The following is a 24,465-nucleotide window of genomic DNA, read 5'->3' on the forward strand; positions in this document are numbered from 1 at the left end:
AAAAGTTCCCCTTATGTATTGTTCTTCTTTTGTAGTCGTTCAGTCATCTCATCGATAAGAGTTATTAACTCAATTACACTCCCCGGATTCTTACGTGCTAGTTTCATAGACTTTCTAACTTCTTTTTCCCAGCGTTCCATTGCCACAGTCAATTGTATTGATTCCGCAGAGTTTTTCCAGATCATTCTTTCTTTCCATTCATTCCAAAAGTCGCCATCTTTATGTTTGGCTACTTCTTCAAGACGCTTTTTCCCAATATCATTGATTGAATAGACTTTTTTTCCCGATTTATCATCAACATCGATAAGATTTTGATCTGCCAGTTCCTGTAGCGCAGGATATACAGTACCAGCGCTCGCCGAGTAAGCACCATTTGACCGTTCTTCTAACTCTTTCATGATTTGGTAACCATGCATGAAATCTTCCTCTAACAAATGCAGTATTGCAATTTGAACAAACCCTCTTCGTCGTTTCAATTTTTTCCTCCTTAACTCTCACATTTTATATCGTTTATTTTAATCGATATATCGGTAATTTACAATCGTAATACTTTCTCACAAAAATAGGATTTGCCCTGAACGGCAAATCCTTTTACTATCTAAAACACTTAATTTAGAAGCATTAAATCTTTTTTACAAATTCAGATTTTAGCTTCATTGCTCCAAAACCTTCGATTTTACAATCAATATTATGATCTCCATCAACTAGACGAATATTTTTTACTTTCGTCCCTTGTTTTAAAACAGAAGAACTTCCTTTTACCTTAAGGTCTTTAATCACTGTTACAGTGTCTCCGTCTTGTAGTATATTCCTATTAGCATCTTTAAAAAGTGTATCCTCAGCGTTCCCATTATCAGATTCTGAGCTCCACTCATTTCCGCACATTGGACAAACGAAGAGTGCTCCATCCTCATAGGTATATTCAGAGTTACACTTTGGACAGCTTGGTAAATTACTCATATTTAGTAGTTCCTCCTTTATTATTCTATTACCCTCTTAACCATCAACGACAGCAGAGTAAAATTTTGTATTTATCTATTATCTCAAAATTACATTTTTATAAAATCATTATCTTCATAAAAAAGAACCTTTAACCCATATAAGGATCAAAGGTCCTATATTTCACTCTTACTATTTTAAAGAATTAACTAAAAACCAACTCTTTTTCACTAACTACCGGTTCTTTTCCGATTAAACCTAGTGTCTCTGCTGTTGAGGTGTGAATTTTTTTGAATAACTCTGGATTTTCAACCAGCGACACCCCGTAAGATGGAATCATTTCTTTTATTTTTGGCTCCCACTCGTTTATATGTTGTGGAAAACACTTATTTAATACTTCAAGCATAACGTGAACTGCAGTAGATGCACCAGGAGAAGCACCAAGTAATGCAGCCACCGATCCGTCCGCCGCACTAACCACTTCTGTTCCGAATTGTAGTGTGCCTTTTCCAGCATCAGTATCTTTGATTACCTGTACGCGTTGACCAGCTACTACTATATCCCAATCTTCACTTTTTGCATTTGGTATGAATTCACGTAATTCTTCCATACGCTTTTCATTAGAAAGCAACACTTGTTGGATGAGATATTTAGTTAAAGACATTTCTTTAACACCGGCAGCTAACATCGTAAGCACATTATCCGGCTTTACAGAAGCTAATAAGTCAAGGTTTGAACCCGTTTTTAAAAACTTTGGTGAGAAACCAGCAAATGGTCCAAACAGCAGAGACTTTCTGTTGTCGATATATCTTGTATCAAGATGTGGAACAGACATTGGAGGCGCACCCACTTTTGCTTTTCCATACACTTTTGCATGATGCTGTTCTACAACTTCCGGATTGTTACACACCATGAACAACCCGCTTACTGGGAATCCACCTATATGTTTTGATTCCGGTATACCTGTTTTTTGAAGTAGTGGTAGGCTACCACCTCCGCCACCAATAAAGACAAATTTTGCTGTATGATTCTCAGTTTTACCGCTTACAAGATTCTTTACTTTTAATTTCCAATTACCCTCACTTGTTCGTTTAATATCCTCAACACTATGTTTGTAATTGAGCTCAACGTTTTTACTTTCCAAGTGATCAAATAACATTCGCGTTAATGCACCAAAGTTAACATCAGTTCCATAGTCGACTTTTGTTGCAGCGATTGGTTCATTTGATGTGCGGCCATCCATAATTAGTGGTACCCATTCCTCTAATTTTCCAGGCTCTTCTGAGTATTCCATGCCTTGAAACAAAGGGTTCTTTGATAGCGCTTTAAATCGCTTTCGCAAAAATTCTACGTTCTCTTCTCCCTGTACCAAACTCATGTGTGGGATTGGCATAATAAAATCCTGTGGATTAGTAATCAGGTTATGTTCTACGAGGTAGGACCAAAATTGTCTTGAAAGTTGAAATTGCTCATTAATTTTTATTGCCTTGCTAATATCTATAGATCCGTCTGGTTTTTCGGATGTATAGTTAAGCTCACAAAGGGCTGCATGTCCCGTACCTGCATTATTCCACTCATTAGAGCTTTCTTCCCCTGGACTTGCAAGTTTCTCAAATACTTTGATTTCCCATTCAGGTACTAATTCTTTTAGTAAAGATCCCAAAGTCGCACTCATGACTCCGGCACCAATTAAGATAACGTCTGTATTTTTCTGTATGCTGCTCATGATAACCTTCCTTATCCCCTTTATTGGCAAATTGGCAAAAAAGAGTAGGCGCTCCTGCCCATATGTCATTAAAAAGCAAGGCACAGCCAGGTACACACTTTTCTGTCTTTAACTATAACTATATCATAGTCTATTATAATTATTTATAGATTAAAATATCTACTATTATCTGATTATTATAAACTATTTTCCGATAGTAAAAAAGTCATAAACTCTGCAAAAGGTCATAAAAATAAGTAAAACCAAAGCCTTATCATCCGTTTATTTGGATATCAAAGGCTTTGGAACCAAGTTCAGAGCTTTATTACTGTTCATTAAACCCAGTAGCAATAACAGTTACGATAATTTCATCCTTTAAGTTCTCATTAATTACTGAACCAAATATCATGTTTAAATCCTCATGCGTCGTTGAGGAAACAATATCAGCCGCTTCTTGTACTTCAAAGAGACTTAAATTGCGACCTCCTGTAATGTTCATAATGACTCCTCTTGCACCACTAATTGATGTTTCAAGTAAAGGACTATTTATTGCTTTATGTGCAGCATCAGCAGCACGTCCTTCTCCATTTGAGATACCAATTCCCATGATGGCAGTCCCCTTGTGAGACATGACCGTTTTCACATCGGCAAAATCAAGGTTTATTAATCCTGGGACAGCAATTAAATCGGATATACCCTGGACACCTCTTCGTAAGACATTATCTGCCTCTCGGAATGCTTCCAGCATTGGAGTTTTTTTATCTACAATCTGCAGTAAACGCTCATTTGGAATAATAATGAGCGTATCCACCGCTTCCTGCATTGCATTGATTCCAGCTTCTGCATTTGTTGCTCTTTTCCGGCCTTCAAATTTAAAAGGACGGGTTACAACTCCAACAGTTAGGATTCCTAGTTTCCTAGCAATCCTTGCTATTTCAGGTGCTGCTCCTGTTCCTGTACCACCGCCCATACCTGCGGTAACAAAAACCATATCCGTTCCTTTTATCAATTCTTCAATTTCGCGTTCACTTTCTTCGGCAGCTCTTTTTCCTATCTCAGGGTTTGCGCCTGCTCCTAATCCCCTTGTTAAAGATGCTCCAATTTGGATAGTAACATCTGCTTTAGATTGGTTAAGCGCTTGTCCATCTGTATTGACAGCAATAAATTCTACACCTTCTAATCCAGCCTCGATCATCCGATTTACCGCATTATTTCCGCCGCCACCAACACCGATGACTTTTATTCTCGCAAATTGATCAAAATCTGTATCAAACTCAAACAAAGTTGTTTCCTCCTAACTCCGCGAATCCTAAATTATTTATAAAATTTAGAAGTTCCTACTATACCTATTCGAAGTCTCTATCTTTTTTTGGGCAAGATGAATGCCAGCCCTATCATCCTGAAATATCGGTTACCATCATCAATGTGCCTACAATAATATTTCCACGGTAATGATGATGAATAATTTTCATCTGAACTCAAAGGCTTGTTATTCTCCTGCTATTTATTCATTTTTGAAAGAAAATCGCCTAAAAGACTATCAAGGTCGTTCTCTGATTCATCATTTTCTTTTATATTTTTGGGGTCCTCTTGATTATTACGATTCCACTCAAACATTTCTAAGTCATCAATTTCCTGCGTAACGGCAGTTTCTTTTTGAGAACTTTTTGTAGTAGGCTGTTCGAGGAATACGTCCTTTTCTTCTTTTTCCTGTAAGTACAATGCTTCATTTATATCCAAGGAGTTACTGTTTAAGGAAGCTAGCAAGGCAGTAGCACGAACTGGGTCATTTAAAAGTTGATAAATGATACTGCCAAGCAATGCTTCAGAGTGCTCATGCTTTAACCAATTCCGCTGTGTTTTACTTAGCTTGTGCGGAAGAGGGATTGTTATTGTCTCCCGCTCCCTTGAAAAAGAACTGCTAACTCCTTGCAGAACAAAATCTGCGATTTTACTAGAAAAATTCCTTCTCTCTGTTTCTTTTAGCTTTTGCAGCTGTTTTACTAGATGATCTGGAGTATCAGAAGGAATACGGAATGAAATGGCTTGACCTCTTTTTACCTGATTCATTTAACATGTCACCTAATTTCATTTTTTCGCAGGTTCAGGAACTGCCTTTGACTTTTCCGTTCTCCTTACATAATCAGTAATCAATTTATAATAAGCATTGGCCATCATCCAAATGCTCTCTTTCTCATCTTCAAAGAATTCAATATTATAGCCATCTAAACTATTATTAATTGTTTTAATATATTCCTTTAACACATTTGCTCCTCCGCCAACAAAGTAACAGATTTCTGTTTGGGAGTTTCTTTGCCACGTGTTTCGTAATAAACGATATTGTTTTTTCGCAAGTTCCAGTAAAATGCGATCTGTTATATCATGGACGCTTGTCCTACTACCTTTAACCATAATATGGTTTCGGTCATTTTTTCGTGTGATAATTTCGACTACGTCTCGACGGCTATCTAACTCTACCCCATACTTTGAACGAATTTCTTCACGTATAGCTTCTAAAGCCTCTGACACTCCAAGATTAAATCCCTGCGCCTTGTCATCGTCGACATTTCGGTTCTTAATTACTGCTATATCAGTAGATAAGCCTCCAATATCTTGAATGACTATTCTTTTATCTATCAAATTTTTGTTTATAATTTTCAGTTGATTATCCATGACAAGATTAATAAATGCAGCAAATCCTTCGGGATATATTTTTACTTCATTAAATTTAATATTTACCTTTATCCCTTGATATCGGGGTGTTACAAGAAACTCTACTTGGTGGACTGAACCAACCAGTTTTGAACGGTAGCCCGCATCCTTTCCTTCCTTTACTTCTCGAAGTGGTAGTCCCGTTCCAAGCGTATAGTTTGCATCGATTACGTTTTTTGCTCGCGAGAAGAGTTCTGCATTCTCCTCTTTAACAGCATCTAGAGCCAATGTTGCAAAAAGCATTACCAGGGTTTGATCCTCTTCTGATTTTGAACTGCCTGGATCTAGCTCGGTTGCATTATTAGTCTTCGTTGCTAAGTTTCCAACTCGGTAGATTGCATTATTTTCTTTTAATGCAGGGGAGTGTACCTTAATATGAATCCCATCCAGGGGATCTTTCGTATCTAATTCTTCAATTCCAATAACCGGTCGATCTTCTGTATCTCTTGCTACGATATTGGGAATATTTAGTTCATACTCCACTTCTCCAAAAATAGCCTTGATTGAGTCATTTCCGACATCTACAGCAGCAATTCTAGACTTAGACATATTGTGGATCATTCCTTTTAATAGATTTATTTTAAAATGGTAGATCTGTAAAATTAGTGTTATTACATTTAACGTTATAAGAGATTTATAGATTCCACAATGCGCTGAACTGAAAAGAAATATAACTGTAAACTTCTTGTAAACTATCACTTTTTGCATACATTTTTGTAAACAACGCTAACATTTTCGTATACATCTCGTGTTTAAAGGATGTATACATGTTTGTTTACATGTACACGCATTTGTATACGATTTGTTTACTGATTGTAAACAGGTAAACATAATTGTATACACTCCTTTTATGTAAAAATAAGATCTCCAGCTATTTGGTGAATTCTTTTTTACAACCTCAAAAATAGAAAAAAACCGCACCTCTCTGGGTACGGTTCACTTACCTTTTTTAGCTATTACTCGAAAGCAGGAATAGCCGTTTCATCATAATTTTCTTCTAGGAATTTGCGTACATCTGGACTTGTCATAACTTCAGCTAATTTTTGAATTGCTTCTGAGTCAGCATTATCTTCACGGGCCACTAAAGTAATTGCAAAGTCATTTTCAACGCCTTCAGTTAATAGAGCGTCACTTTTAGGTGTTAATCCAAGTGGTGCTGCATACGCAGGTGTCATAACGACTGCATCTGCATCATCATACATTCTCGCTAACATTAACAAATCTACTTCTTCAAATTTGTATCCTTTAGGGTTATCAATAATATTTGCTTGTGTATAGTATGGTCCTGTTTTTTCCTCTAACGTAATTACACCGTGTTGAGCTAACAACGACAATGAACGGTCAATATTAGAAACATCATTTGCAATTGCAATAACAGCACCTTCAGGTAATTCATCGATCGCATTGAATTCTTTTGAATACACACCATAGTTCGCAAAATAGACAGGTACTATCGGAACTAGATCTGCATCATTATTGCGATTGAACTCCTCCATATATGGAACGTGTTGGAAGAAGTTCGCATCAACTTCACCTGCAGCAAGGGCACTATTTGGCTGTACATTATCACCAAGTACTACTAACTCAATGTTAATTCCTTCCTCTGCTAGTTTTGTTTTTGCAATCTCGACAATATCAGTCATTGGTGGAATTAAAGACGCCACTTTTAGTGTTACTTCTTCTTTTTCTGTCTTTTGTTTAGTTTCATTCTCACTTTTTTCATTCTCTTGGCCACATCCAGCTAAAGTGAAAAGAAATAATGCCAATAAAATTAATAGTTTTTTCATTATGTTTTCCCCCTGTTGTTTATCTTTTATCAATAATCCTCGATACAGTAGTACCTGTAAATTGAATTAGCTGCACTAGTATAATCATAATAATAATCATATACATCATTAAGTCAGTTTTGAATTGCTGATAACCATACCGAATCGCAAAGTCTCCTATCCCACCGCCTCCGACCACTCCCATTATTGTCGAATAAGATATAAAACTAATAATCGACGTTGTTAATCCTAGAACAAGTCCGGAGCGAGCCTCAACTAAAAGAAACTTAAAGATAATTTCCTTAACAGAAGCACCCATGGAAATAGCAGCCTCCATTACACCTTTTGGTACATCCAATAACGATTGTTCAACTAAGCGTGAATAGTGAGCAATTGCTATTATCGATAATGGAACAGTTGCAGCAGCTGTTCCAATGGCAGTTCCTATGAGTAATCTAGTAAATGGAATTAAAAACACTACTAATAGCAAAAACGGAAAGGATCGGATTGTATTAACTAGTAAATTTAGTGAAGAAAATACAAACTGGTTCTCAAGCAACTGGCCTTGCCTGCTAAGATACAGTATGATCCCGACTGGAAGTCCAATTAAGACTGCAGCTAAAATTGAAACCCCAACCATTATAAAGGTTTCTATGATTGCTTTCCAAATCTCTGCTTCATATTGAACTAAAATCTCAGGCATTTGTGCTATCACTTTCCTTTGTTAGCTGTTCTACAAACCATGCTGGACTATTATTTAAAGTTTGAATCCCCTTTGGTTCAATTGCTATTGTTTCATAGACTTGTCCATCTGCCATGATCGTTACGCGATTACATATACTTTTAACGACTTCCATCTCATGACTAACAATCACAATTGTTACCCCTAGGCTTTTATTAATGTTTTGTAATACACGTAGAATTTCAGCTGTTGTATTCGGGTCAAGAGAGGAGGTTGGCTCATCACATAACAAAACTTGAGGATAATTCGCTAATGCCCTTGCGATTGCCACGCGCTGCTTTTGTCCCCCGCTTAATTGAGTTGGATATTTATTTTGTAAGCTCTCTAATCCAACAAATTGAAGACATTCCACAACTCTACTATGGCGTTTTGTCTTTGACATTTTTGCTAACTCTAACGGAACAGCAACATTATCGAAAACTGTTTTATTTGCCACTAAATTAAAATGTTGAAAGATCATCCCAATTGTTTGCCTTGCCTGTCGAAGTTCTTTACTGTTTAAATCTGTTAAAAACTGCCCATTCACTTCGACTTTACCCTCATCTGGTATTTCCAATAAATTTATCATCCGCAGTAAAGTAGATTTTCCCGCTCCACTCGCACCGATTACTCCATGGATTTCACCTTTATTTATCGTCAGAGATACAGATTTAATAGCCTGGAACTGCGAAAAAGCTTTAGAAACACGATGTAATGTAATCATAAAAAAACCCCTTTCTATTCACTGAAGGGTGTAGTTACAACGCATCTAATTATAGCTTACTATGGGAAGGTTGTCATTTTAGAGAAATCTTTCTCACCGAAAAATGAAATAAATTTGTGGCCATCTATCTTCATATTCTAAGAGGTATGGTGCTACAACTTTCCTACATTCTGTCCAACTTAACAATGCTATCTGCTATTTTGGGGGAATATGCTTACCCCCAACCTTTTTGGTAGGGGGTAAGCTAAATTACTTGGATGTGAGATGAATTGAATTTACCTTTTAGTATTATTAAAGAAGATTTTATAAGGTAATAATAATGCTGCTAAAGATAGTAGTAAAAAAATAATATCAGGCATGAATGTACCAAAGCCGATTATATGAAGCAAAAAGAATAAGGGATATACCCAACACACATACCAGGACCACCGAAGTCCTTTACGATATGCATTTAAAATAATTGCAAGACCAAACAATGTCATACCTATCACTAAGGATCCACGTAGCTTTAATTCAATCCCAATTTCTGTTTGATCATCTGATAGATATGCATGTAAAACTGAACCTTCACCTACTGGTCCGTTTTCACCTGAAATACTTATAATAAGCATTAGAATTTGTATGAGAAGCAATAGAAACCAAGCCTTTGTTTGCAAAAACTTCACTTCAATCACCTCCTCATACCTATTTTAAAAAATAGGGTAAGTCTCATATTTAGACTGTATTTACTTAACAGGTAGGCCAATTAACTGACATACCTTTTTATAAAGAACACCTTTAAAGAATAATATTGTTGTGGTATTTAATTTATTCCATACTTTACTCTTACCTAAAAAATTTTATATTGAGGATTTTTCTATAAAAAGTATCTCTTGCTGCTGCTGAAAAATATTGCTCCTTTTGAACCTAACTTTTATCCTCCATAATTGAATAAAAGTTTGTGATTCATCCTTAAAATAAAGTATAGTTAGTCTATTAAAACAATCCCCTGATTAAGGATGTGGCAACATGCGTGTTAATAAATATATAAGTGAATCTGGTAAAGCATCCAGACGAGGTGCTGATAAATTAATTGCCGATGGGAGAGTTACCATTAATGGTAAACGTGTGACTATAGGTAGTAGAGTAGAACCTGGGGATGACGTACGAGTAGATGGAAATCCAATCCGAGTAGCAAGGAATTATGTATACATTGCCTTAAACAAACCAGTAGGTATTACGAGTACCACTGAAAAAGGGGTAAAGGGGAATGTCATTGATTTGGTCAACCACCCTTTACGAATATTTAATATAGGGCGACTGGATAAAGATTCAGAGGGCTTATTGCTTCTAACAAACGATGGAGACATTGTTAATGAAATTCTGCGGGCTGAAAATCAGCATGAAAAAGAATATATCGTTTCAGTAGACAAACCGATAACTCCTGAATTTTTAAAGAAGATGTCAGAGGGTGTAAAAATATTAGGTACAAAAACACTTCCCTGTAAGGTAGAACAATTATCAAAATTTGATTTTCGTATCATTTTAACTCAGGGACTAAATCGCCAAATACGTCGCATGTGTGCAGAACTGGGATACGACGTTTTCCGACTGCAAAGAATCCGAATTATGAATATACACTTAGGAAACCTTCCACCTGGACAATGGAGAGATTTATCTAAGAAAGAGAAAACTCAATTATTTAGAGACTTAAACTATGAGCCAAAAGAATGGTAGATGTTAAGTAAGAAATACCATTATAGTAAACCTTAATGCTTCTTTATATAGAAAGAAGCATTAAGGAAGATATTCATAGAATTATTAGTTACTTTTGAATGGTTAACCAACACAATTCAAATTTTTTATTCTCATGTTATGTTGTTGGAAGACGCGGCAGCCTGGTCAGCCTTTACACAATCAATTGCTACAACGAGCGAAATAATGACCGTTTCCATCTCTTCGTCCACTATTTGGACCTTATAGCTATCGCCCCAAGTGAACCACTCCTTGCTCACCATACCTACAATATTGCCATTCCTTAATACTTGAAAATCCATATCCCACCAATTACCACGCACTTCAAGTCCTGCCGCTTCAATCGAATAGCGTGCCTTCAGAAAAGACATCTCCTTCTTTATTATCACAACACCACGACCTTTTACTTCAACATAAAATGTAGGTAAAAAGCTGAATACTTTTTTTGTAATGAGTGCTACTTCTTCTCTTTGTATATTCATAATGGAGAAAGTCTTTGGGATCTTCATGAAGCTTCCTTCGACATAGTATATATCTTTCTCCTGCTGATCTTTTACCGTAAATTTACCACTAAGGCTGAATACCTTCTGTTTTATATAAAGTTGCTTCATACAGTCCTCCCCTTATACCAATATAGGATCGTTTTAGATTACCCAATTTTGGCTAAAACTGATTTCATTATATATCTTCAACATTTGTCCTCATATTACCTTCTAAATAGAAAAAGGTATATAACCTAGACGGTAATATACCTTTTAAAATATATACGATAGGAACACCTATTATTGTTAGAATTTACCTTCATCTACTTTAGTAGCCGTTGCACCTCTAACATTACTTTTAGTCATTATACCCCAACCCATTTTTTAACTCTCACTCCAATGTAAAAGATGCCAAACTGGCATTTCCCATGCCGGTAAAAGTAAAATATAATGCTTGAATGCCATCGGGGATGATAATATCTGCGTAATACTCTGTCCATACATTAGTAAAATCAACCGGAATTTGTCCATAAGCCGGTCCATCCCAAGATGTTTTTACCTCAAAGTTTCCACGACAATACCCGCGAACCTTGATTTTCACTTTTTGAATTCCTTTACAATCAAAATATTTAAATCCGGCCGTAGCAGAATCCTGCATATTGGCGATATAACCTATTTCTTCGTCCCCATCTTTTCCTTCCTGGGTAATCTTCGGATATCTCCCGTCCATCCACGCACCGAATGTCCCTGAATACATTTCCTCATCTTTACAGAATAGATTGCATGCGATGTAAGCAGGGTATTCTCCGCGTCCGACTAACGGTCCCCCATTAGGACCACATGACGTCATCTCTATTTGAGATATCGTTCCATCATCCTGAATATCAATAAGTTCAATACAGCCTTGTCGACTATAACTTGTTCCATTGGTATGTCTGTGGTAAAAGATATACCATTTGCCGTTAACTTCAACCATACTTCCATGGTTATTCCCACCGTAATACATAGGTTGATTGTCAGGTTTATACGAATTTATATGAAGGTCATTGTTGCTTACTATTACCCCTTGAAAGACAAAATCTTTTGTGGGGAATTTGCTTGTAGCATAACAAAGTTCATGCATGACTACGGAGGAGTAAATGAAATAATAAGTATCGCCCTTTTTTCTCATGGAAGGTGCCTCAAAAAATTCATGCCCTTCGTACCCGCTTCCTTTGCTATAAGGCTCGCTAGGTGCGATAAATACAGGTTCTTCTACAATCGTCAGCATATCCGGTCCTAATACCGTCGCCATTGCACCTTTTCTCGACTTGTCACCTACCCCACAAAAACCTGTATAGAGGTAAGTATTCTCGCCCTCCGTCATAACTCCTGGATCAAACTGAGGCTGGTCACCCTCTCTTTCTCCAAGTCGTGCTCCATCAGCATAACGTACGTAACCGTAAAATTCATACTTGCCTGCTGGTGTATCGCAAACTGCCACTGACACAATTGAAACCTTATCAAGAACATAGTAAAGATAGTAACGGCCATCCGGACCAACCGTTACATCTGGTGCATAAAGACACATCCTTCCATCTGGATTAAGTGGGTCATCCGTTTTTTTGTAAATGATTCCTTCATACTGCCAATCAGCCATATCCTCAACAGGCGCTGACCAGCATACATAATCATTTAAACAGAATACATGTCCGTTAAAGCTGTCATGAGAACCATATACATAAACTCTATCATTAAAAACATGCGGTTCTCCATCCGGAATGTATTCCCAAGATGGAAGATAAGGATTTAAACCTTGCTTTCTTGTCATAAATGTTCATCTCCTTTATTAAATTTGGTCAAAATTTCACCAAACAGCTTCTATAAAAACAAAGCTATTCCGCTAAACCTGGAATAGCCTTGTTGTTTTAAATTACAAACTGTACTGTTTCATCATTTTTATCTAATTTAAAGTTTACCTTTTTACCATCACATAAAAGGTCATAATCACCAAGGAATCCTTCAAATGATACCATTCCGTTTTCATCAGTTTTAGAAGTAACATTTGTAGACCAGTCACCTTTGATTAGTTTCTTTAAAACCTCATAAGATGGTTTCGGACTATTATCCTTTCTGACAAATCCAGCAGGAGCTCCAAGCCATGCACCATCATCACTGAAGGACCAAGTCGTAATTGCTTCTACAAGAGGATGTTTAAACAAAATAGAATACATTTCTTCTACTTCTTTTGCCTGACGTTCTTCGAATTCTGGTGTAGATGCCCACTCTGGAATCTGATAATCATTTAAATCCTCAATTTCAGGCGGCATTATATGTCCAGATGTCAATGTGTTTTCTGTAAAGTGAATTGGAAGTCCGAAATGAGAGAAACGGTCTAATACTTCCTCTAACTTTTCACGCCCCCAATATCCTTGATGTTGATGTGACTGAATACCAATAGCATCAATTTGGATCCCTGCGTTTAAGCATCCATCAATCAAGATCTCATAGTTAATAGATGTATTAAAGTCATTTAATAATAGAGTCGCATTTGGATTGAATTCACGTGTTTTTGCAAACATTTCTTTAATAATGCCAACACGGCCAAGGTCTTTACTGATTCTTGTAATGCCATTATCATACTTGTCAAAAATCGGCATAATCACAACTTCATTGATTACATCCCACATATCAATGAACCCTTTAAAGTCTGATACATCACGTTCAATTCTATCAAACTGTGCTTTAAGGATTTCTTCATTGCTCATATCAAGAAGCCAAGGTGCAGTTATCGTATGCCAGCAAAGCGGATGTCCTTTTACGGTTACATTTCTCTCCTTTAACCACTGAGCTGCCGCCTTTAATTCTTTTGTACGTGGTTTTCCTTTTTCAGGCTCAAACATCCCCCAATAGAAAGGCAGTGTAGCAGAGTTAAATACATCTAGAAACTTATCAAGTTTTTCTTCCTGAAAGGCAAGTCTGTCTGCAGGTACATTTTTGTTTGCAACATCAATTACATCAAAAATGCCGCAGCCAAATAAGAACTTATGATTGGTCTGCTTAAATTCTATTTTCTTTCCTGAAACAGGACTCCCAAAAGTATCTACCAGTTTAATTGTCTTGCTAGTCATTCGGTGTTCCAAATCATTAGTTAGTCTCATTCTATTACCTCCATTTTCATAACTGTTTCTAATAGCTTAAGAAAGCGCTTACGCACCTGTTATGTAAATTCTATCAAGCTGTATTTAACAATCATACAAAGCAAATTAAACATTATGTTTTAAAAAATAAAGTTGTTTTAATCTGGTTGCTATATTCTAGATGATTTTAAATCCTGGAATGAACAATTAATAGAAGTTGGCAGTGCAAGAAACCTTCTGATGAGTGATAGAATGAAAAACTAGGATTTGGAAAAGACAAGAATACTAGTTTTTTTACAAGCTTTACTAACTTCAGCCTATTATTTTATTTTAGAAATACTTTTGCAATATAAGATCAATAGATGTAACCAAATTAATACCTCCCTGTTCTTTTTCTACAAAAAATCTATGTTACGATTATTTAAAATTAGAACCAAGGTACAAGGAGGATAAAAGAATGCTCAAGAAAATGGTATCTATTTTAGCAGGTACAGTACTTTCAGTAACCGTATGTGCTAATGTACAAGCCTCAACAATTACAGTACATAAAGGTGATACACTTTGGGATCTATCACAAACAAATAATATTTCAGTAAAAAATATCAAAATTCTGAATCAACTATCAACAGACTTAATACACCCTGGAGATAAACTTACAGTAGCATCACAAAAACAATATACAGTTAAAAAAGGTGATACATTATGGGACATAGCAAGAGCTCATCAAATCTCTGTTTCACAAATAAAAGAATGGAACGAGTTACATTCTGACCTTATCCATCCCGGATTAAATCTATTAATCTTTGAAGGTATAAAACCTACTAAAAGTATTGAAGAAACACCGGTACAGTCTGTTGCAGATACAACTAAAGAAAGTTCAGATGAAGAACCTGTTGTTAAAAAGGAAGAGGAAAGTATTTCTACTGTCACACCCGCAACAACTAGCAAAGCAAGTTCAAAAGAAATCGTTGTAACAGCTACAGCCTATACAGCTACATGTGAAGGATGTTCGGGAATTACGTCAACTGGCATAAATTTGTTAGAAAACCCAGAAGCAAAGGTTATCTCAGTTGACCCGTCTGTTATTCCTCTTGGCAGTAAAGTCTATGTAGAAGGCTACGGAGAAGCTATTTCAGGAGATACCGGCGGAGCCATTAAAGGAAATAAAATTGATGTCTTTATTCCATCTAAACAAGATGCAATCAATTTTGGTGTAAAGCAAGTAAAGGTAACAATTTTAGACTAACTCAATCTAACTAAAAGTACCCTACAAACTTTGAAGTAATATAGTTTGTAGGGTATTTTTTAAGAGTGTATATTATTCTTTTATAGAGCACCATCTAAGAGAATTAGCTAGTATTTTTTGAAAAGCTGGATGTAATAGTCCCTCCTCCAGATGAGCCGGACAAAGACATACTACTCTCCCTGCCCCATAATCATGGGCCCAGCCACCTATAGATTCACCATCAACTGAACTGGACGTTAGGAGTACATTTGTGTTTTCTTTATCACATTCTACAAAGTAATGTTCATCAGGGAATGAGAATGTATCATCCTCTACAATATACGATGATTCTGGTGTAGCTTTGTATTCAACGATTTGATGCTTTTCAGGATGGTATGTAAAGTAGCCTCGCAGCATTGAGATATATCCTTCCACATTTTCGTAACTGGCCATCCCTGAGTGCCATGCCAGCCATCCACCACCGTTTTCTACGTATTCATTTATGGCTGCTGCTGTCTCGTTATTCATCCACGTAACAACCGTTGTGTCCTGTGGATTCAAACGGTTTTCTGCAAATAAGATAAACGCATCCGGTTTTTCTGTTAAGTCATTAAGCAACTTATCGGGAGTACTATATTGGATTTTGATTTCATTTCCTAGCTGTTGTACAGCGTTTTCTAATGCTTCTCTAGAAAGCTCTGCTTTATGATAGTAATCTCCTAAAATAGCAGTGATGGTTACGCCCATTCAATATGCATCTCCTTTTAAATTTCCATTGGATCACCATTATAATCAACAAACACATACTGACTTGTTATTTTTTTCTTACGCTCCGCTAACTCAATGATGCCTTTTGCAGTATCATTTGGATAAAGTGGAGCATTTTCACCACCCATGTCCGTTTTCATCCACCCAGGATGAATCGATAAAACTTGGATATCTTGATCCTGTAAGTAACAATTAAGTTTTTCTGATAACATATTTAAGGCAGCCTTAGATATGCCGTATGGATAATCACCGCTATAGGAATTGGTTAAACTGCCTGATTCCGATGAAATATTAAGTATTGACTGATTCTCTCCCTTCTCCAATAAAGGAAGAAAGTGCTTAACGACACGAATAGGTCCTAAAACGTTGATATCTAAGGCAAGCCTGCAAGCTTCAATATCAAGCTCTTCGATTGATTTACCTCTTTCATTTAAAATGGCAGCATTGTTTATTAAAACATCAAGGCTGTCCGTTTGTTCCTTTACTTGAGTCAAAGCTGAAAGGACTGATTCCTCACTTTGAACATCGATATCGATTATTTGCAAGTTTCCGTTATGAGTTTCTTTTAGCTCAAGTAATTCTTTTATCTTTGCTTCTTCTGTCCCTCTTACTCCAGCAAAGACTGTATCTCCATTCAATAAGCTTACTTTTGTTAAAGATAAACCAAGACCACGATTTGCTCCTGTAATGAAATATTTCATGACTTCTCCTCCTTAGTTGTCATTTTCCAACAATTCAAGAATCACCTTTAGATCGCCAAAAGTATCCATATAGGCATATCTTCCGCCAGTGTATTCGCCTTTTTGCACTAAAGGCATGTTTCTTGATTCCAACTTTGCAACTGTTCCTTTCATATCTTTTACTACAAAGGCGATATGGTGAACTCCTTCCCCATGTGTATCTAAAAATTCTCTCCACGTACTAGGTTGTTCATCAGGCTCAATTAATTCAAGCTGTAAAGACCCCATATCAAAGAATGCTAATTTTGCACGGGCTTCTGTTGGTTCACCTTTATAGCTAGTTTGTGCCTTTTCCAGTGGATCTGTTGGATTTGCTGGCGGCTTTTCCATTCCAAAGAAATCAGCAAATGCCTGAGATGTTTTTTCAATATCCTTCACGATAATACCAACTTGTGCCACCACATTTGTTCCTAATACACTGTTACTCATCTTATTATCCTCCCTGTTTTCCTACTTTATTATTAATTAATTAATCTACAAGAATCCCTTATTTGTAACTCCAAATCCAATTTAGATACATTATTGACTTTTTCACCTGTTATCGCTTTAATCACATGAACTGTTAGAGACTCAATAATTTCCTCAAAATCTACCTTTACTGTTGTGAGTGCAGGCGTACTATAGGCACTCAATAAATGATTGTCAACACCAATGATTGATAGATCTTCAGGTATAGAAAGAGAAAACTCCTTTAATGCCTTGATTGCACCTAGAGCAATACTATCGTTTGCAGCAAAAAATGCAGTGGGTAACTCTGTTCCACTTGCTAATAGATGTAACATCGCATAGTAGCCACTTTGTTGATTGAAATCACCAGGTAGAACCCATTCTGGTCTAATAATTAAGTCATATTTCTTCATGACCTCTGCAAAACCATCATATCTTTGGATACCGGCTAACCTGTTTATATTCCCATTGATAATACCTATGTTTTTATGATTTAAACGAACTAAATACTCTGTTGCAATGGAAGCTGCTTGTTTATTTGGGAATTGGTAAGTTATTCGATTAGACTCACATCTTGGAGTTGGCTCCTGATCTAATACCCCTAAAATAAAGCCTTCTTTTACTAACTCTTCAACAAACTCTTCTGTTTTGTTTACGCCTATTACAATTCCACCATCGACTCTCCTTTGATGAAAAACTTCTTTAATTTTATCTTTCGATGTTTGAGAGTTACGATCTCTAATAACCATGGTTAAAACATAATATCCGTAATTTGCTGCAGTCTCTATTACACGAGTAATTAAGTAAGTGTGAATGGCGTCATTTGATATGATTCCGTCATCAATTGTAATTAGTACAATGGTTCCGGTCTTCCTTCCCGCTAAGACCTGACCAAATAGATTAGGGTAATAGTTATTTTCTTTAATTACTTTCAATACTTTTTCCCTTGTTTTCTCGGGCACATTTGGATAATTATTGATTACCCTGCTAACAGTACTTCTGGAAACGCCCGCTAACTTCGCAATTTCTGTGCTGTTTATTTCTTTCAATATCAAACCCTCCTTTCGTGAACACGTGTTCATTGATAGTGAAAAAATATTGTAAATGGAATTTATCATTATTAGGAATTATTAATTTAGTTTCTGTTGAGAATGATATATTGTTTATGTTGTGATTTTTTGTTGTGAACACGTGTTTACAATTGTTCAAAAAAATTTATAGTCTAGGATATCCTTCATTAAAGCGTTTACACTTTTACTTAAAACCACTATAATCCTACTATTTTTTTCTGTCAATAATTTTTGACTATCTCAAAGTCAGGTACACTAGTGGACTCATGCCAAAGCTGTCTAACTCCATTCATGATAAAAAGCCTCGCTCACTTATGTTACGGTCACCTTGGTTATTTAGCCGCAAAAAAGGAAATTGGTAAATTGGTTTTACCAATGCCCTTTTTCTATTCACATAACACTAAATATTACATCCTAAGGTGAGGAATAATCCTTTAATTTGTCCGAATAATTCACTTGTTCGATCGAACGATATTTCTCACTTAACTGCATTATATTTTTCTTTATTACATCTTTGGTTATATAATTAACAAAACTCTATGAAATGTACACAAAAAGACCAAGGTAAATAGCACCTTGGTCTCAAATTTTTATTGGTCAATTTTTTCAATTAAAACACCTGGTATGGAGATATTTCCACCCATTGTTGATTCATATGTGATTAATCCTGTAGAAGTACCGTAAATTGTAATGACATCATCTTCTAAAATTCTTGAGCTAACAACAGAGGAATCATATTCACCAAACAAAATCGTATCGTAATTATCATTCACAGCTAAACGAATTTGGGTCATTCCATCCCCTTCCATAACTTGAACCACTTTGCCTTTAAACTTTACCTTTTCAAACATATAATCATCTGGAGTTCTTGCTAGTTGGTCATAAGTAACACCAGTCTCATATCCTTGTTTAGCTTTTGCTTCCGCTTTTGCTTTTTCTTCCGCTTCGGCTTTTGCTTTAGCTGCTTCCTCTGCTTCTTTTTTCGCTTTTTCCTCAGCTAGACGCTTTTCTTCAGCAGCTTTTGCTTCCGCTTCTTTAGCTATGCGTTCTTCTTCTTGTAATTTAAAGAATGGCTCCGCTTCTTTTACTTTTGCTTCCAGTTCGGTAATCTTTGTTTCCGATTCCATGTTTTTCGCTTTAAGTTCATCTACTTGTTTATTTAATTTATCACTCTTTTCTACAGCTGCGTCTACATCACTTTGAGATGGCCCCCCTGTAGAACCAATAATAAGAGCAACAATCGCTACTAAAATATACTTCCATCGTTTCTTTGCAAATCCTACTACTTTTTCCATACCCTTTTCCCCTTTTTTATAGTTTATTATTTTAGTATAACATAAAAAAAGAACTAGGCGAAATTACCCGGTTCTGAAAATTAATTGACAGATTTGCATTATAATGACATAAACCGCTTTACAGCATGACTTAGAAAAAAGAAAATGAACTTAGCTTTCAACTAAGTTCAGCCGACTCAAAAATTATACCACCCTATGTGGTTCGGCATTTATTAGAAAAAGTATATGCAACACGTGAAGAGTTATTTAGAAGGGTAAGTATTGCACATGATTATATAAGATCCTTTTTTGATAAACCTATAAAACTAAATGAAATTGCTAGGGTCGCTTTTTTATCACCTAACCATTTATTAAGAACTTACTATCAAATATATGGTAGAACCCCTCATCAGCATATTTCTGAATTTAGAATACAAAAAGCAAAGCAACTATTATCAAAGGCAGATAAAAATATGACTGATATAACCTTTATACTTGGATTTCAAAACCCAGTATCCTTTAGTAAAATGTTTAAACAACATGTTGGTATATCTCCTATAGAATATCGAAAAAAGGTGATATTGGATAAGAAATATTAGAGAAATTTTTTATGCTTATATTGAATAGATATTTGAAGGGAGAAATGGATAATGGAAACGACAATAGTTCAGAAAGTTGGACAAATTGGAATACCTGTAAAAGACATAAATAGGGCACTAGATTTTTATAAAGAGAAACTAGGACTCACTCTATTATTTAACACAGATAGTATGGCATTTTTTGAATGCGATGGATTACGGCTACTATTATCACTACCTGAAAAAGATGAATTCACCCATTCAAGTTCAGTTATTTATTTTCAAGTAACTAATATTAAAGATACTTTTGAGCACTTAGTAGGTAAAGATGTCACTTTTATCGATGTCCCGCATGTTGTAGCAAAAATGGGACAAACAGAAACATGGATGGTATTTTTTAAAGATACAGAAGATAATACTCATGCATTGATGAGTGAAGTACAAGTTTAAGTAAACCAAACAGAGACCGTCTAAATCACATAAACGGTCTCCTTCAATCTAAATTAGCCCTTTTATCCATAATTACTTCTTCCATCTGTTTTACCCTATTTGTGATACGTTCTCCGTAACACATTTAAATTCGGTTTCCATTTAACTATCAAAACACTTTTTTCTGTTTTCTACTCACTATACTTTTAGTGCTTTTGGATAAACACTACTTTTAAATAGTTTCCTTCTTTGTATGACTTTATTGTCGCAAAGTCAGAAGGCAGGGAAAACTCCTCTTTTATACTATATTTTACATTTGATTCCTTACATGCCTGATCAATAAATGTTTTGAATTTTTTCATATCAAAGTTCGCACTATTTGTCGAAGCAACAATTACCCCATTTTTTTCAGTGATGAGAATAGCCTCTTTTAGTAAGTTTTTATAATCCTTAGCAGCACTAAAGGTGTATTTTTTTGACCTAGCAAAACTTGGAGGATCCAGAATAACGAGGTCAAACATTTTCCTTTTCCTTACAGCATATTTAAAATATTGAAATACATCCTCTACGATAATATCTTGGGCCTCAAAGTCTATATCATTAATACTAAACTGCTCCATTGTCTTGCTCAGACTCCGATTCGCAAGATCAACACTCGTTGTCTTAGTGGCTCCACCTAATGCAGCGAATACAGAAAATACCCCGGTATAGGAAAATGTGTTCAATACTGTTTTACCCTTTGCATACTTATCAAAAATGGTTTTTCTTACATCGCGCTGATCGAGGAAGACACCGACCATTGCCCCCTCGTTCAAGTATACAGCTATGCGTACACCATTTTCTTTTACTATTATCGGAAACTGACCTCTATTTCCATCTACAAATCCATCTTCTTCGATATATTTTCCACCAGTGTCATAGCGCTTTTTTTGGTAGATGCCCTCATATTCTACTAAATTTCTCAGTGAATCAACTACGTAATTTTTAAATGCAAAGATTCCTTCACTGTACCAATTAATTAAATAATACCCATCAAAATAATCAATCGTTAATCCGCCAATTCCGTCTCCTTCAGCGTTGAAGACCCGGAAGGCATTTGTTTGTTCACTACTAAATAATTCTTTTCTTTTTTCGAAAGCAGTTTTTATTTTTCTTTCAAAAAATGATTGATCAATCTTTTCATTTTCCTTATGAGTTAGAATCCAGCCATAGCCTTTATTTTGTTTCCCGTAATAACCTTTTCCGATATATTTGTCTTTTTCATCGACAAGTTGGACTATCATACCCTCTTTTGTTAAGCTTTCCATGTTATAAATTGCTTCTTTAAGAATAAGGGGATAACCAGTTTGATAGGATTTCTCAAATTTCGACTTCACCTTTAATATACCTTCTGTCTGCATATACACCATCCATGTTTAAAGTCTATTTTTTTCTATGATTTTGTTTAAGCAAATGTAAACCACTCATTCATATAATTGACAGCACAATGAGTGATATTCGAATAACTCCTTTTTCCCTTTAGCAAAAAAACAAAACTATTTATGGTACGGTTCTCCCCTATTAATCCGAAATGCCCTATAAATCTGCTCTACCAATATCAATCTCATCAACTGATGAGGAAACGTCATTTTTGAGAAGGAAAGTGTGTCATTTGCCCGCTTCATTACGTCATTACTCAACCCCAATGATCCACCAATAACAAACGCAATCTTACTTTTTCCATAGGTGCCTAGCCTTTCTATGTCTGCTGCGAGCTGTTCAGAGGACTTCATTTTTCCTTCGATAGCAAGAGCAATTACATGTGTATCATCGGATAACTTTGATAATATACGGTCTCCCTCTTTTTGTTTAACTTGCTCCATCTCTGAATCACTCATGTTCTCTGGAGCTTTTTCATCTGCTAATTCAACAACCTCGACCTTTGCATATGACGTTAAACGTTTTAAATATTCATTTATCCCCTGAATTAAATATTTTTCTTTCAGTTTTCCAACCGTAATAATTGTGATGTTCAATTTTATCCCCACTTCACTCACATTTTACAAACACTTTATCCACAAAAGTTATCCACATATCCACATTTTCTATCCACATCTTGTATGCGAATACTAGTTCCCTACTATATATACAGCCTTATTTTGACAAAATTCACAGGTTGTTGATAACTTTTCGTCGTCTTCAATCTTCGTCATTATTGGTGCAGATTCGTGTTCATCCACAATCATATCAAGGGCTAAATCAATATGTTCTTCACAACATTTAATCATTTTAATTCCTCCGTAATTCGACTAGAAACGCTATTTTTTACTACTCTAATAATTCATCTATTTATCCACAACGAATAAATTCTTTATTATCTTACCCGTTTCTCCCCTTTTATTCAAAAGTTTATTAAATATTAATAGCTATACCCAAAATCTCCTGACACCTCTTTTTAATCCTACTATTACGCTTTTCTCATCACCATTTTTGATATTAACCTCGGATCTTAATGACGGTGATTTACTGTTTAACTTTTATAAATGGGCACTGTTAAACGCTAGTACTTTCAGCAGTAGATGGCCTCTTTCCGCCCTGGCCAGAAAGCCTCTCTGTCACTTTGCTCATGGAGGGTCTCCCTTGAAACGCATTTCCGCAAAGAGTCTCATATCTTCCACTTCAATCAACATATAAACAACAGCAAACAGCACAACCTAAAAAAAGATTTTTTACTAAAAGTTTAAATTGTCAGAAATTGGTCTACAATATTGAAGAAAATTGAAATGAATTAGAGGTGTATGTTTATTGAAGAAGTCAACATATCTTATTTTACTTGGAGTTATCTTAATTGCAGGAGTGAGTTTTTCCTTATTTTCTAATGACGATACAACCGTAGAAGATAATAAGGGACTCTATCAGAATGATGCAGACGAGGTCTCTAAGGAGGCAGTAGAAGTAGTTGCTGCTGATGATGGTAGTATTAATGCCAATCATTTGTATATTCCTTGGACAATTAACAAAAGCGGAAGTTCCTTTTTCCTGAGTCAACGTGAAGGATCAGTCATTCAGATTGATGGAGAATTTGGATTAGTCGAAGTTCAGGATGTTACTGTTTCTGAAGACATTCATCAAGAGGGAGAAGGCGGATTTCTTGGATTTACGTTGGCTCCAGATTTTGATACATCTAAGATGGCTTTTGCCTATCACACATATCAAAAAGATGGTAAAACGCTAAATCGAATTGTCTCATTAAAACTTGATGACAATAAGTGGAACGAAGAAGCTGTCCTCGTGGATGGAATCCCAGGTGGAGAAATAAATAATGGCGGTCGAATTCTAGTTGGTCCAGATGGAATGCTATATGCGACCACAGGTGATACTGGAAAAGGAGAAAACGCACAAAGTCTTAAGAATCTAGCTGGTAAAATCTTAAGAATGGAACTAGATGGCGATATCCCTAAAGACAACCCTTATAATAATTCCTATATTTACTCTTTTGGACACCGGAACCCGCAGGGGTTAGCCTGGGATAATAAAGGTAAACTTTATAGTTCAGAACATGGAGAGTCTGGACATGATGAAATTAACCTTATTGAAGCAGGTAAAAACTATGGATGGCCAACCATTCAAGGTGACGAGGAAAAAGATAACATGGTGAAACCACTTCTCCATTCAGGCGACAGCACATGGGCACCGTCTGGCATGGCTTTCAAAGACGGAAAACTATTCATAGCTTCGTTAGCCGGTAAGAAAATCTTTACGTATGATATTGCAACTTCAAAAATGAACGACTTTTTTGGGGATGCAGGAAGACTAAGAGATGTAATGATTGAAAGAGATGAGCTATTTACGATTACTAACAACCATGATAGTCGTGGTAATCCAAACGAAAAAGATGATCGCTTACTTCAAATCTCTTTAACAGAAAAAGCATCAACTAACTAAAGCTAATATAAAAAAAAGAAATCGCTCAAACTAAAATGTACCCTATAGAATAGACACTTAAAAAAAGTGCTCTTTCTATAGGGTATTTTTTGTATAATTTAAAGTACA

Annotated in this window: 25 protein-coding genes and 1 pseudogene; 5 read left to right on the forward strand and 21 right to left on the reverse strand. The window is 35.8% G+C overall.

Annotated elements, in window-relative coordinates; all coding sequences use genetic code 11:
* Nucleotides 1–11 precede the first annotated feature (11 nt).
* The 10 genes from AB3M96_RS10485 to AB3M96_RS10530 all read right to left on the reverse strand — a co-directional run bounded on the left by AB3M96_RS10485 (nucleotide 12) and on the right by AB3M96_RS10530 (nucleotide 9,232).
* Nucleotides 12–476, reverse strand: coding sequence for a PadR family transcriptional regulator (locus AB3M96_RS10485; RefSeq protein ID WP_412967553.1), 465 nt, complete (start codon nucleotides 474–476; stop codon nucleotides 12–14).
* Between the two features lie 145 nt (nucleotides 477–621).
* On the reverse strand, nucleotides 622–960 hold the full coding sequence (locus AB3M96_RS10490) for a zinc ribbon domain-containing protein YjdM (RefSeq protein WP_412967554.1): 339 nt from the start codon (nucleotides 958–960) through the stop codon (nucleotides 622–624).
* Between the two features lie 184 nt (nucleotides 961–1,144).
* Nucleotides 1,145–2,665 carry a malate:quinone oxidoreductase gene (locus tag AB3M96_RS10495; RefSeq protein WP_412967555.1) on the reverse strand — a complete coding sequence of 507 codons (1,521 nt, stop codon included), beginning with the start codon at nucleotides 2,663–2,665 and terminating at the stop codon, nucleotides 1,145–1,147.
* Nucleotides 2,666–2,969: 304 nt separating this feature from the next.
* A complete protein-coding gene (gene ftsZ, locus AB3M96_RS10500; protein ID WP_412967556.1) occupies nucleotides 2,970–3,926 on the reverse strand; it encodes a cell division protein FtsZ in 957 nt (318 codons plus the stop codon).
* Nucleotides 3,927–4,144: 218 nt separating this feature from the next.
* Entirely contained in the window at nucleotides 4,145–4,714 is a 570-nt protein-coding gene (locus tag AB3M96_RS10505) for a hypothetical protein (protein WP_412967557.1), read from the reverse strand.
* A gap of 18 nt (nucleotides 4,715–4,732) precedes the next feature.
* Nucleotides 4,733–5,905: an Alp7A family actin-like protein gene (locus AB3M96_RS10510; protein WP_412967558.1), complete on the reverse strand. Its 1,173-nt coding sequence runs from the start codon at nucleotides 5,903–5,905 to the stop codon at nucleotides 4,733–4,735.
* 407 nt (nucleotides 5,906–6,312) lie between these two features.
* Nucleotides 6,313–7,143 carry a MetQ/NlpA family ABC transporter substrate-binding protein gene (locus tag AB3M96_RS10515; protein ID WP_412967559.1) on the reverse strand — a complete coding sequence of 277 codons (831 nt, stop codon included), beginning with the start codon at nucleotides 7,141–7,143 and terminating at the stop codon, nucleotides 6,313–6,315.
* A gap of 19 nt (nucleotides 7,144–7,162) precedes the next feature.
* A complete protein-coding gene (locus AB3M96_RS10520; protein ID WP_412967560.1) occupies nucleotides 7,163–7,825 on the reverse strand; it encodes a methionine ABC transporter permease in 663 nt (220 codons plus the stop codon).
* A complete protein-coding gene (locus AB3M96_RS10525; protein ID WP_412967561.1) occupies nucleotides 7,818–8,567 on the reverse strand; it encodes a methionine ABC transporter ATP-binding protein in 750 nt (249 codons plus the stop codon). The genes AB3M96_RS10520 and AB3M96_RS10525 overlap by 8 nt, the downstream gene beginning before the upstream one ends.
* Before the next feature lie 275 nt (nucleotides 8,568–8,842).
* Nucleotides 8,843–9,232, reverse strand: a complete 390-nt coding sequence (locus tag AB3M96_RS10530; protein ID WP_412967562.1) for a hypothetical protein — start codon at nucleotides 9,230–9,232, stop codon at nucleotides 8,843–8,845.
* A 343-nt stretch (nucleotides 9,233–9,575) separates the two neighbouring features.
* On the opposite strand from AB3M96_RS10530, the gene rluF reads away from it, so the two are divergent.
* Nucleotides 9,576–10,283, forward strand: a complete 708-nt coding sequence (gene rluF / locus AB3M96_RS10535; RefSeq protein ID WP_412967563.1) for a 23S rRNA pseudouridine(2604) synthase RluF — start codon at nucleotides 9,576–9,578, stop codon at nucleotides 10,281–10,283.
* Nucleotides 10,284–10,414: 131 nt separating this feature from the next.
* Here rluF and AB3M96_RS10540 read toward each other — a convergent pair whose 3' ends face one another.
* The 3 genes from AB3M96_RS10540 to AB3M96_RS10550 form a co-directional block, all read right to left on the reverse strand.
* Nucleotides 10,415–10,912 carry an LURP-one-related/scramblase family protein gene (locus AB3M96_RS10540; RefSeq protein WP_412967564.1) on the reverse strand — a complete coding sequence of 166 codons (498 nt, stop codon included), beginning with the start codon at nucleotides 10,910–10,912 and terminating at the stop codon, nucleotides 10,415–10,417.
* Between the two features lie 262 nt (nucleotides 10,913–11,174).
* A complete protein-coding gene (locus AB3M96_RS10545; protein ID WP_412967565.1) occupies nucleotides 11,175–12,593 on the reverse strand; it encodes a family 43 glycosylhydrolase in 1,419 nt (472 codons plus the stop codon).
* A gap of 97 nt (nucleotides 12,594–12,690) precedes the next feature.
* Nucleotides 12,691–13,923, reverse strand: a complete 1,233-nt coding sequence (locus AB3M96_RS10550) for an endo-1,4-beta-xylanase (RefSeq protein ID WP_412967566.1) — start codon at nucleotides 13,921–13,923, stop codon at nucleotides 12,691–12,693.
* 436 nt (nucleotides 13,924–14,359) lie between these two features.
* Between AB3M96_RS10550 and AB3M96_RS10555 the strand changes: the two genes are divergently transcribed.
* A complete protein-coding gene (locus tag AB3M96_RS10555; protein ID WP_412967567.1) occupies nucleotides 14,360–15,148 on the forward strand; it encodes a 3D domain-containing protein in 789 nt (262 codons plus the stop codon).
* 72 nt (nucleotides 15,149–15,220) lie between these two features.
* On the opposite strand, the gene AB3M96_RS10560 is transcribed toward AB3M96_RS10555, so the two are convergent.
* From AB3M96_RS10560 to AB3M96_RS10580, 5 genes are all read right to left on the reverse strand, one after another.
* The gene (locus AB3M96_RS10560) at nucleotides 15,221–15,874 is read right to left on the reverse strand and encodes a ThuA domain-containing protein (RefSeq protein WP_412967568.1); all 654 of its coding nucleotides are present in this window, start codon (nucleotides 15,872–15,874) and stop codon (nucleotides 15,221–15,223) included.
* Nucleotides 15,875–15,891: 17 nt separating this feature from the next.
* Nucleotides 15,892–16,596 carry an SDR family oxidoreductase gene (locus tag AB3M96_RS10565; protein WP_412967569.1) on the reverse strand — a complete coding sequence of 235 codons (705 nt, stop codon included), beginning with the start codon at nucleotides 16,594–16,596 and terminating at the stop codon, nucleotides 15,892–15,894.
* A 12-nt stretch (nucleotides 16,597–16,608) separates the two neighbouring features.
* The gene (locus AB3M96_RS10570) at nucleotides 16,609–17,064 is read right to left on the reverse strand and encodes a VOC family protein (RefSeq protein WP_412967570.1); all 456 of its coding nucleotides are present in this window, start codon (nucleotides 17,062–17,064) and stop codon (nucleotides 16,609–16,611) included.
* Nucleotides 17,065–17,096: 32 nt separating this feature from the next.
* The gene (locus AB3M96_RS10575) at nucleotides 17,097–18,131 is read right to left on the reverse strand and encodes a LacI family DNA-binding transcriptional regulator (RefSeq protein WP_412967571.1); all 1,035 of its coding nucleotides are present in this window, start codon (nucleotides 18,129–18,131) and stop codon (nucleotides 17,097–17,099) included.
* Nucleotides 18,132–18,742: 611 nt separating this feature from the next.
* A complete protein-coding gene (locus AB3M96_RS10580) occupies nucleotides 18,743–19,447 on the reverse strand; it encodes a toxin regulator (protein ID WP_412967572.1) in 705 nt (234 codons plus the stop codon).
* Nucleotides 19,448–19,674: 227 nt separating this feature from the next.
* On the opposite strand from AB3M96_RS10580, the pseudogene AB3M96_RS10585 reads away from it, so the two are divergent.
* Both AB3M96_RS10585 and AB3M96_RS10590 read left to right on the forward strand, forming a co-directional pair.
* Nucleotides 19,675–20,025 (forward strand): annotated as a pseudogene (locus AB3M96_RS10585) (helix-turn-helix transcriptional regulator); the annotation flags it as partial.
* 51 nt (nucleotides 20,026–20,076) lie between these two features.
* The gene (locus tag AB3M96_RS10590) at nucleotides 20,077–20,454 is read left to right on the forward strand and encodes a VOC family protein (protein ID WP_412967573.1); all 378 of its coding nucleotides are present in this window, start codon (nucleotides 20,077–20,079) and stop codon (nucleotides 20,452–20,454) included.
* A 185-nt stretch (nucleotides 20,455–20,639) separates the two neighbouring features.
* On the opposite strand, the gene AB3M96_RS10595 is transcribed toward AB3M96_RS10590, so the two are convergent.
* The 3 genes from AB3M96_RS10595 to AB3M96_RS10605 form a co-directional block, all read right to left on the reverse strand.
* Entirely contained in the window at nucleotides 20,640–21,833 is a 1,194-nt protein-coding gene (locus tag AB3M96_RS10595; RefSeq protein WP_412967574.1) for a class I SAM-dependent rRNA methyltransferase, read from the reverse strand.
* A 135-nt stretch (nucleotides 21,834–21,968) separates the two neighbouring features.
* Entirely contained in the window at nucleotides 21,969–22,448 is a 480-nt protein-coding gene (gene rlmH / locus AB3M96_RS10600) for a 23S rRNA (pseudouridine(1915)-N(3))-methyltransferase RlmH (protein WP_412967575.1), read from the reverse strand.
* 93 nt (nucleotides 22,449–22,541) lie between these two features.
* Nucleotides 22,542–22,700 carry a CxxH/CxxC protein gene (locus tag AB3M96_RS10605; protein ID WP_412967576.1) on the reverse strand — a complete coding sequence of 53 codons (159 nt, stop codon included), beginning with the start codon at nucleotides 22,698–22,700 and terminating at the stop codon, nucleotides 22,542–22,544.
* A gap of 517 nt (nucleotides 22,701–23,217) precedes the next feature.
* Here AB3M96_RS10605 and AB3M96_RS10610 point away from each other — a divergent pair.
* Nucleotides 23,218–24,357 (forward strand): PQQ-dependent sugar dehydrogenase, encoded by a 1,140-nt coding sequence (locus AB3M96_RS10610; protein ID WP_412967577.1) that lies wholly within the window; start codon nucleotides 23,218–23,220, stop codon nucleotides 24,355–24,357.
* The last annotated feature ends 108 nt before the right edge of the window (nucleotides 24,358–24,465 follow it).

Origin of the sequence: Ferdinandcohnia jepli (genome assembly GCF_047246645.1) — a bacterium.
GTDB lineage: Bacteria > Bacillota > Bacilli > Bacillales > Bacillaceae_L > Ferdinandcohnia.